Here is a 15291-nt window from a genome sequence, read left to right as displayed (position 1 = left end):
TCCGGGGGAATCGATCCCCCGGACTAAGGAAATACGTTCTTTACTTCTCGGTTACTTCAGCTGCCGGCGCGTCGACGATGGCGTCAACGTCAGCGGCGGGAGCTTCGGCGGCCGGAGCAGCTTCGGCAGCGGGAGCTTCAGCAGCGGCGTCAGCGGCCGGGGTCTCAGCAGCACCTTCGAGGAGTTCGCGCTCCCACTCGGCCAGCGGCTCGGCCGGGGCTTCCGTGTTGTTGCCGGACTTGTTGTGGCGGACGATCAGGCCCTCGGCCACGGCGTCGGCAATAACGCGGGTCAGCAGGTTGACGGAGCGGATGGCGTCGTCGTTGCCCGGGATCGGGAAGTCGACGTCGTCCGGATCGCAGTTGCTGTCCAGGATGGCAACAACGGGGATGTTCAGCTTCTTGGCCTCGTCAATGGCGAGGTGTTCCTTCTGCGTGTCGACAATCCAGAGCAGGGACGGAGCCTTGGTCAGGTTGCGGATGCCGCCGAGGTTGGTTTCGAGCTTCGTCAGTTCGCGACGGAGAAGCAGGAGCTCCTTCTTCGTGTGGCCGGAGGAAGCAACGTCGTCGAAGTTGATCTCTTCGAGTTCCTTCATGCGCTGGATCCGCTTGGCGACAGTCTGGAAGTTGGTGAGCATGCCACCGAGCCAGCGCTGGTTGACGTAGGGCTGGCCAACACGGGTGGCCTGCTCTGCAATGGCTTCCTGCGCCTGCTTCTTGGTACCGACGAACAGGACGGTTCCGCCGTGGGCCACAGTGGCCTTGACGAACTCGAACGCGCGGTCGATGTAGGACAGCGACTGCTGCAGGTCAATGATGTAGATGCCGTTGCGCTCGGTGAAGATGAAACGCTTCATCTTCGGGTTCCAACGGCGGGTCTGGTGACCAAAGTGAACGCCGCTGTCGAGCAGCTGGCGCATTGTAACGACGGGCATGTCGTCACTCCTTCCGGCAGCAGCCGTGCGCACGGCGCACTGGTCCTACTGCCAATTGACGGTTTTAGCTGTACGCCCGGTCGGGCGAAGCTCCTGGTGTCCATCAGCCGTTGCCCTTGAAGGAGCTTCGACGTGCTTCCCCTGCCGGCAGTGCCGGACCGCTGGAGACGCACCCCCTTGACGGGGATAATTGGGACACGCGTAGTCAGCTTCCGTACCTGCTGGTCGTGACCGGAAAGGCCAGACCCGGGACCGGGTCCGGACAGAGCGTCCGGGCAGGTCCCATGGCACAGCAAGCTGCTCCGTCAAGTGTACTACAGCGCCGGGGTCCTGCCGTCCCCGCCGGAGCTCCTCCTCCCCACCCGGCCCGCCTTCCCCTCCGGTCCACAGCCGATCCGGTGAACCGGAGTTCGTCGCCGGCGCGGGTGCACTGTTGCCGCATGAAAAGAACACGCGCGTTTTCGGTGCTTGCGGCGGCGGTATTGGCCGCGGGCGCCCCTGCAGCGCCCGCGGCAACAGACCCCGTACCCGCAGCGGCTGCGGTTTATTCTCCGCCCTGGACCTGGCCGCTGGACCCGGTGCCTGCCCTCATCCGCAGCTTTGATCCGCCGGCGCAGCGGTGGCTGGCGGGGCATCGGGGCGTGGACCTCGCGGCGCCCGCCGGTGCGGAGATAAAAGCTCCGGCGGGAGGGCGCGTTGTCTTTGCCGGCTGGGTGGTAGACCGGAGGGTCCTCACTATTGACCACGGAGGAGGATTGAAGAGCAGTTTCGAGCCCCTGGAGACTTCCGTGCCGGCGGGCACGGAAGTGTCAAAGGGAACAGCGGTGGGGTCGGTGGGATCCGGGTCGCACTGCAGTCCGGGATGCCTACACTGGGGCGTCCGCCTCGACGGCGACTACAAGGATCCGCTTCGTTACGTGTCTGACCGCCGGCCTTCAGTGCTTCTTCCGGCAGCCTACCCTCCCGCACAGCGTCCGCCGCCGTCGGCCCCTACCGGTGTTGTCCCGCCCGGCCGGACGTTAAACCATCCCGGCCGGACCCTTTGACAGGATCCGGCCGGGGTTCTTTGCTGGTCCCGGTTACGTCACAGGTTTAGACGAACGCGGCAACTCCGGTGATGGCGCGTCCGGTGACCAGGGTATTGATCTCGTAGGTGCCTTCATACGAGTAGATGGCCTCCGCATCGGCAAAGATCTTGGCCATCCCGTAGTCGGTGACGATGCCGTTTCCACCCAGGATGCTGCGGCCCAGGGCCACCGATTCGCGCATGCGCGCCGTGGTGAACGCCTTTGCCAGGGCGGACTGCTCATCCTTGGCCTGGCCCAGGTCCTCGAGCTGTGCCAGACGCACCATCATGCCCAGAGAGCTGACGGTGTTGCCCAGGATTTTCACCAGCTGTTCCTGCACCAGCTGGAAGGATGCCAGCGGCTTGCCGAACTGCTTGCGCTCCACGGCGTACTTCCGGGCGACGTCGAAGGCAGCCATCTGCTGGCCCACAGCCTGCCAGGCAACCGCGAGGCGGGTAACCTTCAGGACCTTGTTGGTGTCGCGGAAGCTGTTGGCGCCCTTGAGGTGGAAGTCGTCGCTGATCACCACGTTGTCCAGGACGATGTCGGCGTTCTGAACCGTGCGCAGCGCAATCTTGTTTTCAATCTTTGTGGCCGTGTAGCCCGGCGTCTTGGTATCCACCATGAAACCCTTGACCTGGTTATCTTCGAGGTCGCGGGCGTAAATGACCACCCAGTCGGAGAAGGTCGCGTTGCCGATCCAGCGCTTTTCGCCGTTGAGGATCCAGTTATCTCCTTCACGGCGGGCGGTGGTGCGGGTACCGCCGGCGACGTCGGATCCGCCCAGCGGTTCGGTCAGGCCGAAGGCGCCGATCTTCTTCATGGCGTAGATGTCCGGGAGCCAGGCGGCCTTCTGCTCCTCGGAGGCCAAGGCCTCAATGGAGCCCGTGAAGAGCCCGTCGTGGACACCGAGGAAGGTGGCGAAGGACGTGTCGGCACGCGTCACCTCGGCGTGGCAAAGGCCCGCGAAGAGGTTGGAGTAACCCTGGCGGTACACCGGGCTCATGACATCCAGTTCGGCGATCTTGGGGATCATGTGGTGCGGGAATTCCCCGGCGTTCCACCAGTCGGCTGCATGCGGCTTGACCTCGGCGGTGAGCCAGGCACGGATCTCGTGCAGGCGGTCGCGCTCCTTGTCGCTGAGCAGGTCCTCGAATGCGTAGAAGTCGCCGTCCGGGTACGGAAGGTTGTCGACGTCGATAATTCCCATGGAAAATGTCCTTCGCTGCTGATCATCGGTGATCCACTGGTGCCCGTCCGGGAACCGGCTGAGCCTATGTTACCCACCAGTAACAACGATCACAACGTGCCGCGGGAATTATTCGGGCGGCAAGGAATGCTGAGGCCAATGCTGGCGCCGGCCGGAAGCGCATCGCCGGGCACCTGACCAAAGAAAAATCCGGGCCTCCCAATCTCTTGGAAGGCCCGGAATCTTGTAGGGCTGGTGGGGCTTGAACCCACGACCCACGGATTATGAGTCCGCTGCTCTGACCAGCTGAGCTACAGCCCCCGGTGCCGGAAAGGCATCGGTGCCCAAAGGCAACGATGCCATCCTAGTGTGTCCGGGGACCGGACAACCAATCAGGCCGCAGGCACCGGTCTCCCGGGATCGCCCCGATAGAGATCTTCAAAGGTGGACAGCGTGGCTTCCAGGCTGTGCCGGTCCACCATGTCGCGGCTCGTCCTGCCCATCTTCTGCCGGTCTTCCGGGGAGAGTTCAAGGATCTCCGTGATGCGGCCGGACAACTCGTCGCTGTCGCCGGGCGTAAAGAGGTAGCCGTTGCGCCCCTTCTCCACGAGGTGCGGCAGGGCCATGGCATCGGCGAGCAGGACCGGCTTGGACGCCGACATTGCCTCCAGCGTCACCAGGGACTGCAGCTCGGCGGTGCCGGGCATGCAGAACAGATCGGCCTTCAGATAGGCCTCGCGCAGTTCGGCGTCTGAGATCAGCCCGCGGAACACCACCCGGTCCTGCAGTCCCAGCCGCTGCACCTGGGCTTCGAGTGCGGTGCGGACCTCGCCGCCGCCGACAATCTCCGCCCGCACACCGAGATGGGCCGGGGTTTTGGCTACGGCGTCGATGAGGACGTCCACGTGTTTTTCCTCGGCCAGCCGGCCGACGAACAGGACCGTGGGCGCCTCGTGCGGGGGAATCTTCTCCCCCGGATGCAGTTCATACACCGATGCGTCAATGCCGTTGGACAACGCCATCACGTCATGCAGGAAGGCATGGCGGTACATGGCCTCGGCGGCCAGCGGTGTGGGGGTGGTGACCACCTGCGCCTGGCCCATCACCTTGCCCATGTCCTTCCAGGAGTTGGTCGCGACGATCCGTTTCAGCCACTTGGGGAAGGGCAGGAACGGATCCAGGTTGGCCGGCATGAAGTGGTTGGTCGCAATGACGCGGATCCCGCGCCTGCGGGCCTCGTAGAGGGTGTACTCCCCCACCATGTAGTGGCACTGGATGTGCACGACGTCGGGCTGCACCCGGTCGAAGAGCAGTGCGATTTCTTTTTTAATCTCCCAGGGCAGGCAGATCCGCCAGTACTCGTGTGTGGGAACCCCGTGGGAACGGAGCCGGTGCACCGGCCACTCACCCCCGAGATCGCTGCGGCTCCCGCCGTTGACGTCATTCGGTGCCAGGACATGGACGTTGTGCCCGCGCCCGTGCATCCCCCGGGCCAGCCGGTAGCCGAACTGCGCGGCACCGTTCAGGTGGGGAGGATAGGTGTCACAGGCAATGAGGACAGTCAGCGGTTGGTCTACCGGGGCGTCGGTCACGTTGGTGGTCCTGCTTTCGGGTTTTTTGAGGCCGGCTTTTGCCGCCTCCGCTCTTCATTCCGACGCTGGATAACGTCAGGGTGATACCGCGAGAGGGCAACGACCCCAACAATAGCAATCAAGGCCGCCACGGACATGGCCACCGCGGCGACGGCCGGAACATCCGGCCGCAGTTCGTGCAGGACGCCGATGCCGATGGCTATCCCCACCATGGGGTCAATGACGGTCAGTCCTGCGATCACCAGGTCCGGCGGCCCGCTGGAATAGGCGTTCTGCACAAACCAGGACCCCAGTGCGCCGGCGGCTGCAATCGCCACGATGGTGTACCAGGGCACGTTCAGCAGGAACCGGCCGTTGGGGTTGAGCAGGTCACCGGCAATAACCTTCGTCAGGACGGCCACGAACCCGAACAGGATGCCGGCACCCAGAATGTGCGCGATTGCACGGAGCCGCTTGCCGAAGACCAGGTTCAGGCCACCGAAGAAGACCACGACGACGGCGAGGATGAGGACAATCGTCACTTCCTGCCGCGGCTCCACTACCTGCTCGGTGCGGGTGACCATGATGGCCAGGGACACGAACAGCATGCTGCCCGCCACGCACGCGGTAATGGCCGCGACGGTAATGCGGTTCATGTGCAGGCCCTGATCCCGTGAATTCACCACGGTGGTAATCACCAGCGCAATGGAACCGATCGGCTGCACCACGGTCAGGGGCGCCATCGACAGTGCCGCCACGTTCAGGGCCATGCCGGTGCCCAGCAGCAGGAGGCCAAGAAGCCACCGGGGGTTGCGCAGCAGCCGGCTGATCTGGGAGGTATTCAGGGCCAGGCCGCCCGTGTCGGCCTTCACCGCGCTGCCTTGGCGCTGAGCGCCGAAAGCCAGGAAGAAGGCACTTGCGAGGGCGCAGGCGACGGCGACGCCTACCATCGGCACGGCCCGGGCTGGAATCCGCGGCGCGGGCGGCCGGAAGCCGGCCTAGGGTGCATAGCCGGTTCCGGTTCCGGCGGAAACGGAATCCCGCTGGTGCAGGTATTTGCGCCACGCGGCTGCCAGGTACCCGGCGGCTGCCGCCACATGGCCGATGCAGCCCAGTGCCAGCACGGCGGAACCGGCGGAGGAGAGCCACTGGTAGTCATACCCGTCCACCCGGCCCAGCAGCAGCAGGGGTGCACCCAGAAGCAGAAGTGCTGTCCGGATTTTTCCGACGAGACTGACCGGCAGGTCCGGATTGCCGTGGAAGAGCAGCAGGGAGTTGACGATCAGGACGGCGTCCGGAACGGCGATGCTGAGGATCAGCCACACAGGTGCGATGCCATCCACCACGAAGGTGGCGGCCACGATGATCAGCGCGAGCCGGTCCGCTACCGGGTCCAGCCACTGTCCGGTGGTTGAGACCTGGTTCAGCCGGCGGGCCAGATAGCCGTCGATCCAGTCGGTGCTGCCCACCGCTACCAGCGTGAGGAACGCACTCCCGTAGCGGTCCTCGCTGACGAACAGCACAAACAGGGGGATGCCCAGAAAACGAAGGACCGTGACCAGATTCGGTAGGGTCCAGAACCGTTCCAATACGGTGAGTTCCGTATCGGGACGCGCTCCGGCACCGACGAATCTGATCACGGTCCGTTCCCCTCGTCAAAGATGTACGAGTACAGCTTACTTTCGCGCGAGCCGGCGGGACATGATGAGCAGCGCCAGCAGCGAGGCGACCATGACCGAAAGCGGCTGCCAGCGTTCCTTGATCAGTGCCAGCACGTCGTCGGCCGCCGAAGGACCGGCAGCGCTTTCTTCGTTGGTGCGGGCTGCGGCAGCACGGCGGGACTTCAGCTCCTGGATGCGGGCTTTGACGTCCACTTTCTCGCCCAGTCCGTCCCGGACTGCGGCAATATGCTCGCGGCGCTGGCGTGCACGGGTGCGCAGCTCCTCGGGGGTGGGCGGCTTCGGGCCTTCAGGCTTGTCCGCCTTCTCAGCCTTCTTGTCCTTCTTTTCCTTCGGCTCCTTGGGCTTATCCAGGGTAGCCGGGTCGAAGCTGCGGCCTTCCTTCAGCACGCCGAGGTCGTAACGCACGCCGCGGATGGCCTCCTCGGGAAGCAGCGGCAGCGCCTTCTTGAAGCGGCTGTAGCCGATGAATCCGGCAATACCCGCGATCACCAGGAACAGGGCGGCGACCAGCAGCGCAGCCAGCCAGGGCGCCATGATCAGTGACAGCGCCATGATGCCGGCAACAAGAAGCGAGATGGCCAAAGCCGCAACCATCAGCAGCGCCACCACCATGAAGGCCGCGGCAATGCCGGCTTTGATGCCCTTCTGCTTCATTTCGGCTGTGGCGAGGGCGAACTCGTCATTCAGCTGGCGCGGCGTCAGGCGGGCCATGACTTTCGCCAGCCCCACCAGCGACGAGCTCCCCGCCGTTCGCTGTGTCCGAGTGCTAGCGGAGCGGTTCATGCGCCCAGCCTCCGTCCCCTGTTCAGTATTCACCGTTGCCATAACCCCAAATTACCATTCTCCTCAGCGTTATCAGTCTGCCCATCCGCACCAATGGCACGTCAGGACGTTTCGAGGCCCTCGCGGTCCTCGAGTTCGCGGCCGGACAGCTCGGGAAGTTTGGTCTTCACGAACCAGAAGGACAGCACCGCGAACGCGGTAAAGATGGCGTACATGATCCAGACTCCGAAGTTATCGCTGACCCACGGGAAGGCAAGGGTAACGATGAAATTGAAGATCCAGTTGACCATGGCGCCCAGGCCCAGGGCCAGGGAACGGATGTTGTTCGGGAAGACCTCGCCCAGGGTAACCCACATGACCGGTCCCCAGGTTGCCGCAAAGAAGACCACGAAGAGGTTCGCGCCCACCAGGGCAACCGGGCCCCAGATGCCGGGCAGGGAGACTTCACCGTCTACGTCCACGGCCTGGAAGAACGAAACGGTGGCTGCCAGCAGGCCTACGAACATACCGGCCGAACCGATCATCAGCAGCTTGCGTCGGCCGATGCGGTCCACGAACACAATGGCGACCAGTGTCATCAGCACGTTCACGATCGAAGTGATCACCGACGTCGTGAAGGAGTCGCTCTCACTGAAGCCTACGGACTTCCACAGGGTGGTGGAGTAGTAGAAGATCGCGTTGATGCCGACCAGCTGCTGGAACGCGGCGATTGCCATGCCGACCCAGAGAATGGGCTGCAGTCCGAACTTGGGCCCGCGCAGGTCCCGGAAGGTCGGCTGCGGGCTCTTGAAGCTGTCGCGGATGTCGGCGATCTTGCGGTCCGTGTCCGTCACGCCGGAGATGGTGGTGAGGACCTTGGCGGCTTCCGCGTCGCGGTTCTTCCGGACGAGGTACTGCGGGGATTCCGGAATGGTGAGTGCCAGGACACCGTAGACGATGGCGGGCAGGACCCCGACCAGCAGCATCCAGCGCCAGGCCGGCAGGCCCCACCAAAGTTCGCCCAGCGCGCTGCCGGCCGTATTGGCCAGGAAGGCGTCGGAAAGCAGTGCGGCAAAAATACCGATGGTGATGGCCAGCTGCTGGACGGAGCCCAGCGCGCCGCGCCATTTTGCTGGGGCAACCTCGGCAATGTAGCCGGGGGCGATGACGGATGCGGTGCCGATGGCCAAACCTCCGACCAGCCGCCAGAGCATCAGGTCCCATTCGCTGAATGCCAGTGCGGATCCCACGGAGTTGGCTGCAAAGAGTACGGCGGCACCGACCATGACCAGCTTGCGTCCAAGCTTGTCGGCCAGCTGGCCGGCGAACCAGGCGCCGGCGGCACAGCCCAGCAGCGTGATGGCCACGGTGAAGCCGAGGATGCCCGGGCTGAGGGTGAATTCCTCGCCGATGGCATCGACCGCGCCGTTGATTACTGCGGTATCGAACCCGAAAAGCAATCCGCCCACTGCTGCGGCAACGGTGACACCAATCACCCTGCCGGGGTGGGCCACCCGTTCGGATTTGCCGTTGTTAGGTCCTGGCTGAGTCGCGCCCATCGACCGTTCCTCGTTTTCTACTCAACTAGCTGCGTACACGTGACTGGTGTCAAAACACTTAAGCCTACGCATAACACTAAGCATGCTTGTTCATGCACGGTAGCCGAAGCGCGGCTCCAACAGCAGAAACACGGGACAACCCGCCGTGGTGTTGAAAGGCCGCTGCACCGGAATTCCGGCCCGGGCGCCGGGGCCGGCCGTCCTGTCGGGGAATCGGAACTAGGTGAGGAGAACCTGCCCGATGTCGCTTACCTCACAGGTTCAGGGCACCGGAAAGTCGCTGCGGGTTCAGATCCCTACGTTTTGTACAGATCCCTGCTCCACGCACCGCAGGAAACCGGACAGAGTGCAGGGATCCGGACAGACCGCGGGAGGATCGGTGAATTTCCCACGAAAAAGGGCCTGCAACACGGGTAAACCCGGTCACAGACCCTTTTGCGTTGCTCCCCCGACTGGACTCGAACCAGTAACCCTTCGATTAACAGTCGAATGCTCTGCCAATTGAGCTACGGGGGAAAGCGGCGTCCTCAACTATACAGTAAATTGCCGGTCCTTCCGAACCAGTCCGCCCGGGACTCCGCCGTTGGTAGTTCCGACGCCGCGTTGCCGGCCTGTGAGACAGTTGCCCATGATTAAACCGGTCCGGAAAGTCGTCTGCTACGCGGTGCAGCAGGATCACTTGCTTGTCTTCACCCATAACGCAGTATCGATGGAAATCACGGGTGTGCAGGTCCCGGCGGGAACGGTCCGGCCGGGCGAAGAGCCGGCCGATGCGGCGGTCCGCGAACTGTATGAAGAGACCGGGATGGCCGGAAAGGTGCGGAGGTACCTCGGCGAATCCGTTTACGACCTGCGGCCTCTGCGGCCCGAGACAGCAACCCGGCACTTCTTCCAGCTGGAGGTTCCGGCCAGCAGCGTCTCCGCCCGCTGGGTGGCGGGAGAACCGGATCCGGAGGGCGGCGGCTCACCGGTCTCGTGGACCTGCTGGTGGATGCCGCTCCCCCAGGCACATGTCCTTGCCGGCGGACTGGGCGCCAGGCTAGGGGATCTGGCGGAGAGTCCACCCGTACTCCCGAGCACATAAAAAAGATCCCTGACCTGCATAGCTGCAGGTCAGGGATCTTGTTTGCTCCCCCGACTGGACTCGAACCAGTAACCCTTCGATTAACAGTCGAATGCTCTGCCAATTGAGCTACGGGGGAAAGCGGCAGGTTTTACTTTACAGAGATTCCGCGCCGAAACGAAATCGGCGCCCCGCCGGAGGAACCCGGACCCTTACTGGTCTCCCCGCAGGGCCCGGCGCTGCATTTCCAGCTCCATGAGTTCGCGGTTGAGCTGGTGGAACAACTCCTGGTCGGCGTTGGGGTCCAGCCGCTGCAGCTGGCCCAGCTTCTCTGCCTTCAGGTGCGTCACCTGCAGCTCAAAGAGCCGGTTGAGGATGTCCCGGCAGTACATGGCCAGCGCATCGGCGTCACGGGCAGGCAGCGGCGTCACAGCCAGCTCGCTGACGAAACCGCGCAGCGGCTCCGGCAGTTCCTCGCGGACCCGTTCCACCCAGGCCGCCGGGGCGGTTCCGGCATCGCCCGCGGCACGGATCGCATCATGGACGGCAACATAGGCCGGGACTGTGAACCGGACCGCTTTGAAGCGTTCCCACTGCCCCGCGTCGAGCATTCCCGGCTGCTGAAGTGCGACTTCCAGCGCCTGGCGTTCCATCCGGGCAGCAGGATCACTCAGGTTGGGACGGCTGAACGCGGATGAAGGCTCCGGTTCCTGCGGCTGGCTCCGCTCCCGGCCGTACGTCTGGTTCTGGCCCTGCCACTGCCGCGGCTGCTCATCGCGCCGTCCGTACTGCTGCTGGCTCCCGCGCTGCTGACTCCCGCGCTGACCGTATTGCTGCCGGCCCTGCTGCCCTTCCGGGCTGCGTCCGGCTGGTACGGTCTGCCCGGCAGTGTCTGCGCCGGGGGCTGCCTTCCCCCGTTTGGTTGCGGCGTTGACCGCTCGGCTGACGTCGTCGACGTCGGTCCCCAGCCAACCGGCCAGCTCCCTGGCGTACGCCGGGCGCATGGCCGGGTCACGGATGTCCGCCACCACCGGTGCCGCAGCACGCAGTGCCGAGACGCGGCCCTCCACGGTATTCAGATCGAACTTGCGCAGCGTGGAGCGGATCGCGAACTCGAACAGCGGGCGGCGGGAAGAGATCAACTCAGCCACGGCGGAGTCGCCGTGCGTCTGGCGGATATCGCAGGGGTCCATGCCGTTGGGATCCACGGCCACGTAGGTCTGCGCGGTGAACCGCTGGTCCTCCTCGAAGGCGCGCAGGGCCGCCTTCTGCCCAGCGGCGTCGCCGTCAAAGGTGAAGATAACCTCTCCCCCGGTGCCGTCGTCGGACAGCAGGCGGCGGGCGATCTTGATGTGGTCGGTACCGAACGCCGTTCCGCAGGTGGCCACGGCGGTGGTGATGCCCGCCAGATGGCAGGCCATCACATCGGTATAACCCTCGACGACGACGAGCTGCCGGGTCTTGGCGATGTCCCGCTTGGCGAGGTCGATGCCGTACAGGACCTGGGACTTCTTGTAGAGCGGGGTTTCGGGGGTGTTCAGGTACTTGGGGCCCTGGTCGTCCTCGTAAAGCTTGCGTGCGCCGAAGCCGATCACGGCACCGGTGAGGTCGCGGATGGGCCAGATCAAGCGGCCGCGGAAGCGGTCGTAGAACCGAGAGGCGTCCGAGCCGGTGGAGAACATCCCGGTCTCGGCCAGTTCCTCGCGGGTGAAGCCCTTGGACGTGAGGTGCTTGAGCAAGGAGTCCCAGCCCTGCGGTGCGTAGCCGACACCGAAATGCTCCGCCGCAGCCGGGTCGAAGCCACGCTCCTGCAGGAAGTTCCGGGCTGCGGCGGCACCCTGCGTGCCGAGCTGGCTGCGGAAGAATTCCGCGGCCACCTTGTGCGCATCCAGCAGGCGCTGCCGCTTGCCGACGTCTTCGCGGCGCGGGCCCGTGCCGCCGTCTTCGTAGTGCAGTTCGTAGCCGAGCCGGGCCGCGAGTTTCTCCACCGTTTCGGAGAAGGTGCCGTGGTCCATCTTCTGCACAAAGGAGATCACGTCGCCGCTCTCGCCGCAGCCGAAGCAGTGGTACGTGCCCACCTGCGGACGGACGTGGAAGGACGGCGAGCGTTCGTCGTGGAACGGGCACAGACCCTTGAAGGAACCGATGCCTGCAGATTTCAGGGTTACGTATCCGTCGATCACTGCTTTGATGTCGGTACGCAGCCGCACTTCATCGATGTCTTCACGCTTGATCAGTCCGGCCATAGCATCCAGTCTATTCTTCCCCGCCAAACCGGCGCCGGGGACCAGACGGTGGACGCACTCAGCGCCCGGGACCGCAGCCCCGGGCGCTGAAGACGTCCGGTGTCCGGGCCTGTTGGCTCAGTCCTCCGTCCGGCGCCGGGCGGCATAGATACCCAGACCACCCATCAGGCACAGACCGGCTCCGAGGGCCAGATAGGTGCTGGCGGATACCTCCAGGCCGGTGCTCGGAAGCCCTGACCAGTCCGGCTGCTCCGGGCGGGGTTCAGGCGCCGGAGCCGGAGCCGGCGACTCCACGAAGGCGTAGGTGTTGTTCACGACGGCAGTGGCCGTACCGCTGGCCGGGATGGTGACCGGGCCGGGCAGCTCGGATTCCACCCGCACGGCAGAGGTGGCGCCGGTACTGGTTTCCGTCACCGTGCATTCGGTTCCGGCGGGGAGTCCGTCGAATTCGGCGGTCAGCTCTCCCGTGGCGCCGGCCGGGATGGTCACCGTTTCATCCAGCGCGGAGCCGTCGGTACCGCAGCGGACCTCGAGGACGATCTCACCCTGTTCGCCCGCGGCAGCCCCGGTGATGACCTTGGTGACCACGAGGTCCCCCGGAACCGGGCTGTAGGTGTTCGTCACCATGGTGTCGACGGTATCGCCGGCCAGAATTTCGACGTCGCCGGGCAATTCGGTGGTCACGGTGACTGCGGCGGTGGCCCCGGTCACCGGTTCCGTAATGGAGCAGGAGGCACCTGCCGGGATATTCGAGAACACCGCGCCCACGTCTTCGGTGGTCCCGGCCGGAACCTGGGAAACCTCCTCGAATACCGTCACCCCGTCCAGGGTGCACAGGACATCGACCTCCACGGAATCCTGGTTTCCTGCCGCCTGGCCGGTAATAGCTTTGGTGACGGTCAAGGAGCCGGGATTCACCTCGTAAGTGTTGATGACGGCAGCTTCCGCAGTTACACCGGCGGCTATGGTCACGTCTTCGGGCAGCTCCACGGTGACACCCACCGCGGGCGTTTCACCCGTTCCGGGTTCGGTGACGCTGCAGCTCGCACCTTCCGGGATTCCGCTGACCGTGCCGGGAATGGTGCCTCCGGCGCCTGCTTCAATGATGAGGTCCTGGCGGATCACCTCTTCTCCGTCGTCTGCGGTGCAGATGACCTCGACCGTGATTGGACCCTGTTCACGAGCCGCCGGACCGGCGATCACCTTGTCCACGGTCAGGGCACCGGGGTTCACCGTGTACGTATCCGTCACGGTGATCTCCACGCCGTCGCCGGCGGGAATGGTGACGGTACCCGTTGCCGGTTCGACCACGGTTTCCACGCTGACCTCGGTGGTGGCGCCGTTCGCGGTCTCGGTGACCGTGCAGTCGGACCCTGCCGCTACCGCAAACTCCTGCGTGGTCGGCTCAGTGGTGCCGGCCGCAACGGTGACTGTCGTGTTGAGGACCGTCGCTCCTCCGGCGGTACAGGTAACCTGCAGCGTAACGACACCCTGCCGGCCGGCTCCGGGCCCGGCGATGTCCTTCCGGACGGCGAGGGTTCCCGGAGCAAAGGTGTAGTCGTTGGTCAGTGCCGCGGTGACGCTGCTGCCCACAGGCACCGTCACCGCCCCTTCCCCGGTGACCGTGACGTTCACCCTGGTGGTTTCCCCGGTCACCGTTTCAGTCACGGTGCAGCTGGTGTTGGCCTCCAGGTTGGGGAACTCGAACGACGTCGGGTCCGTGGTCCCTGCCGGAATAGTCTCCGTGGTGTCCAGGACCGTGGTGCCGCCCAGGGTGCAGACCACGGAGATCGTCACTTCGTCCTGGGCTCCGGCTGCTTCGCCGGTGTTGGTCTTGGTCACCACCAGCGTCCCGGGGGCAAAGGTATAAGTGTCAGTGACCGTGGCCGACGCCGTCGTGCCGGAAACAATGGTGACGGCGCCGGGGAGGATGGTGCTGACGGCGACGCTTTCATTGGACCCGTCCGTCGGTTCGGCGACGGTGCAGGTGGAACCTGCCGGGATGTCGTTGAACGTCTGCGACTGCGTTCCGGTGGCACCGGCGTCCACGTTGAAGGTGAACTGGTTGTCTGCGCCGCAGTCGATAGTGATGACCACGGCACCTTGGTTACCGGCGGCAGGACCGGCAATGGACTTGGTGACGGTCAGCGAGCCCACTTCGGTAAAGGCGGCGGCCGCCGTCGCATTGGAGCTAAGCTCCCGCGTAACCGCCAGGATCAGCTTCTGCGCGTTGTCCACACCCGGTGTTGCCGCGTCGTACAGGTAGACGTTGCCCGTCGGTACGGTGACCGCGGCCCGGGCCGTAATGTTTGCCGGTCCCGTAGCACCCGTATCGCTGCGCACCCAGAACTGCGTTCCGCTGGCCACGGGGCTGTTCAACGGAACGGTCCCGTCGGCGTCGGCGTAGAGGCTATATCCTTCATCGATCGTCACTTCAATCTCGTCCGCTTCTGACGTCACCGTGTGCGGTCCAGCGACTCCCGTCACAGGTGCTCCGGTAGTGGGCGGAGTGATGGCGATCGCCGGTGGGTCCGGCTCCTCCAGGGGACCGGCTGCGATGGTGTCGTTCACTATCCCGGCGACGGTCGAATAGAGATTGCTTTGCCGATTGAGGACAAACCCGTCCGTGAAGAACCAGATGGCAGCCTGCACAGCGGCGGCTTTGTTGTTGACGTTGCCCGCCGGCAGGTTGGTACTCGGATAGTACGTATTCAGGATCCGGTTGACGTATCCGATATTCGGGACGTTGGACTCATCCCAGCTGCCGTTTTCGTAACCGATGCTCACCCTCGTGGAGGTGCGCAGGTCAATGCAGTACATCTCGGCCGTGGTGGTGCCGCTGGCGTCCTGGGTGTTGATGATGCCGGCAAAGCTGACGTTTTCCGTCTGGTACCCGGCCGGAACACCGGCGGGATAGGCGTCAATGGGCCAGGTTTGCCCCAGGGGCGGCAACCCTCCCGACACCCTTGTCCCGGCGCCGAGCGACGTGACCACGATGTCCGTGTTCGCGTTGCTGGCAGGAGGCGCACCCAGAATAGGCCCGGGATCAGGGGCGGCCTGCGCGGGCAGCCCCAGCGGCAGCATCGCCAGGCCCAGCAGGAAAATCAGGAGGCTCCGAGAGCGGAACCTTCGGCTTCTGTCCCTGACGCGGCGTAGCTTGCGGGAACGGGTTGTCTGCTGGGTGCTCATAGCGGTCCTCGGGTGCGCGTGTCGGGCCG

General features: G+C 64.7%; 11 protein-coding genes and 3 tRNA genes. 2 read left to right on the top strand and 12 right to left on the bottom strand.

The genetic code is table 11. The annotated features are described in order from the left end of the window. Positions 1 to 40: 40 nt before the first annotated feature. Complete coding sequence (gene rpsB, locus NNX37_RS14410) at positions 41 to 934, bottom strand: 30S ribosomal protein S2 (RefSeq protein WP_255793402.1); 894 nt, start codon at positions 932 to 934, stop codon at positions 41 to 43. A 284-nt stretch (positions 935 to 1218) separates the two neighbouring features. On the opposite strand from rpsB, the gene NNX37_RS14405 reads away from it, so the two are divergent. After that, positions 1219 to 1980: a M23 family metallopeptidase gene (locus NNX37_RS14405; RefSeq protein WP_308206331.1), complete on the top strand. Its 762-nt coding sequence runs from the start codon at positions 1219 to 1221 to the stop codon at positions 1978 to 1980. Between the two features lie 46 nt (positions 1981 to 2026). Here NNX37_RS14405 and NNX37_RS14400 read toward each other — a convergent pair whose 3' ends face one another. The 8 genes from NNX37_RS14400 to NNX37_RS14365 all read right to left on the bottom strand — a co-directional run bounded on the left by NNX37_RS14400 (position 2027) and on the right by NNX37_RS14365 (position 9280). Then, positions 2027 to 3211, bottom strand: a complete 1185-nt coding sequence (locus NNX37_RS14400; RefSeq protein ID WP_255793400.1) for an acyl-CoA dehydrogenase family protein — start codon at positions 3209 to 3211, stop codon at positions 2027 to 2029. Positions 3212 to 3437: 226 nt separating this feature from the next. Continuing rightward, positions 3438 to 3511, bottom strand: a tRNA-Ile gene (locus tag NNX37_RS14395). Between the two features lie 71 nt (positions 3512 to 3582). After that, the gene (locus NNX37_RS14390; protein ID WP_255793399.1) at positions 3583 to 4782 is read right to left on the bottom strand and encodes a glycosyltransferase; all 1200 of its coding nucleotides are present in this window, start codon (positions 4780 to 4782) and stop codon (positions 3583 to 3585) included. Further along, positions 4779 to 5711: a DMT family transporter gene (locus NNX37_RS14385; protein WP_255793556.1), complete on the bottom strand. Its 933-nt coding sequence runs from the start codon at positions 5709 to 5711 to the stop codon at positions 4779 to 4781. Before NNX37_RS14385 ends, NNX37_RS14390 begins: the two co-directional genes overlap by 4 nt. A gap of 48 nt (positions 5712 to 5759) precedes the next feature. Further along, a complete protein-coding gene (locus NNX37_RS14380; protein ID WP_255793398.1) occupies positions 5760 to 6401 on the bottom strand; it encodes a CDP-alcohol phosphatidyltransferase family protein in 642 nt (213 codons plus the stop codon). Positions 6402 to 6437: 36 nt separating this feature from the next. Then, positions 6438 to 7226: a phage holin family protein gene (locus NNX37_RS14375; protein ID WP_255793397.1), complete on the bottom strand. Its 789-nt coding sequence runs from the start codon at positions 7224 to 7226 to the stop codon at positions 6438 to 6440. A gap of 101 nt (positions 7227 to 7327) precedes the next feature. After that, positions 7328 to 8764 (bottom strand): sugar porter family MFS transporter, encoded by a 1437-nt coding sequence (locus NNX37_RS14370; protein WP_255793396.1) that lies wholly within the window; start codon positions 8762 to 8764, stop codon positions 7328 to 7330. 443 nt (positions 8765 to 9207) lie between these two features. Then, positions 9208 to 9280 (bottom strand) — tRNA-Asn (locus NNX37_RS14365). 112 nt (positions 9281 to 9392) lie between these two features. Here NNX37_RS14365 and NNX37_RS14360 point away from each other — a divergent pair. After that, positions 9393 to 9848, top strand: a complete 456-nt coding sequence (locus NNX37_RS14360; RefSeq protein ID WP_255793395.1) for an NUDIX domain-containing protein — start codon at positions 9393 to 9395, stop codon at positions 9846 to 9848. Positions 9849 to 9893: 45 nt separating this feature from the next. Here the strand turns inward: NNX37_RS14360 and NNX37_RS14355 are convergent. The 3 genes from NNX37_RS14355 to NNX37_RS14345 form a co-directional block, all read right to left on the bottom strand. Further along, positions 9894 to 9966: transfer RNA gene (locus NNX37_RS14355), tRNA-Asn, on the bottom strand. 73 nt (positions 9967 to 10039) lie between these two features. Continuing rightward, a complete protein-coding gene (gene dnaG / locus NNX37_RS14350) occupies positions 10040 to 12073 on the bottom strand; it encodes a DNA primase (RefSeq protein WP_255793394.1) in 2034 nt (677 codons plus the stop codon). Positions 12074 to 12190: 117 nt separating this feature from the next. After that, the gene (locus NNX37_RS14345) at positions 12191 to 15262 is read right to left on the bottom strand and encodes a thioester domain-containing protein (RefSeq protein WP_255793393.1); all 3072 of its coding nucleotides are present in this window, start codon (positions 15260 to 15262) and stop codon (positions 12191 to 12193) included. Positions 15263 to 15291 lie beyond the last annotated feature (29 nt).

The sequence above is a fragment of the Arthrobacter zhaoxinii genome (assembly GCF_024385505.1).
Taxonomy (GTDB): domain Bacteria; phylum Actinomycetota; class Actinomycetes; order Actinomycetales; family Micrococcaceae; genus Arthrobacter_B; species Arthrobacter_B zhaoxinii.
Note: the sequence above shows the minus strand (reverse complement) of the source record. Positions and strands in the feature narration are given on the sequence as shown.

Bases quoted from the DNA above. Each gene is read 5' to 3' on its own strand.
- NNX37_RS14405 (WP_308206331.1), top strand. From the start codon at position 1,219: ATGGCACAGCAAGCTGCTCCGTCAAGTGTACTACAGCGCCGGGGTCCT.
- NNX37_RS14400 (WP_255793400.1), bottom strand. From the start codon at position 3,211: ATGGGAATTATCGACGTCGACAACCTTCCGTACCCGGACGGCGACTTC.
- NNX37_RS14360 (WP_255793395.1), top strand. From the start codon at position 9,393: ATGATTAAACCGGTCCGGAAAGTCGTCTGCTACGCGGTGCAGCAGGAT.
- NNX37_RS14345 (WP_255793393.1), bottom strand. From the start codon at position 15,262: ATGAGCACCCAGCAGACAACCCGTTCCCGCAAGCTACGCCGCGTCAGG.
- dnaG (WP_255793394.1), bottom strand. From the start codon at position 12,073: ATGGCCGGACTGATCAAGCGTGAAGACATCGATGAAGTGCGGCTGCGT.
- NNX37_RS14370 (WP_255793396.1), bottom strand. From the start codon at position 8,764: ATGGGCGCGACTCAGCCAGGACCTAACAACGGCAAATCCGAACGGGTG.
- NNX37_RS14385 (WP_255793556.1), bottom strand. From the start codon at position 5,711: ATGGTAGGCGTCGCCGTCGCCTGCGCCCTCGCAAGTGCCTTCTTCCTG.
- rpsB (WP_255793402.1), bottom strand. From the start codon at position 934: ATGCCCGTCGTTACAATGCGCCAGCTGCTCGACAGCGGCGTTCACTTT.
- NNX37_RS14375 (WP_255793397.1), bottom strand. From the start codon at position 7,226: ATGAACCGCTCCGCTAGCACTCGGACACAGCGAACGGCGGGGAGCTCG.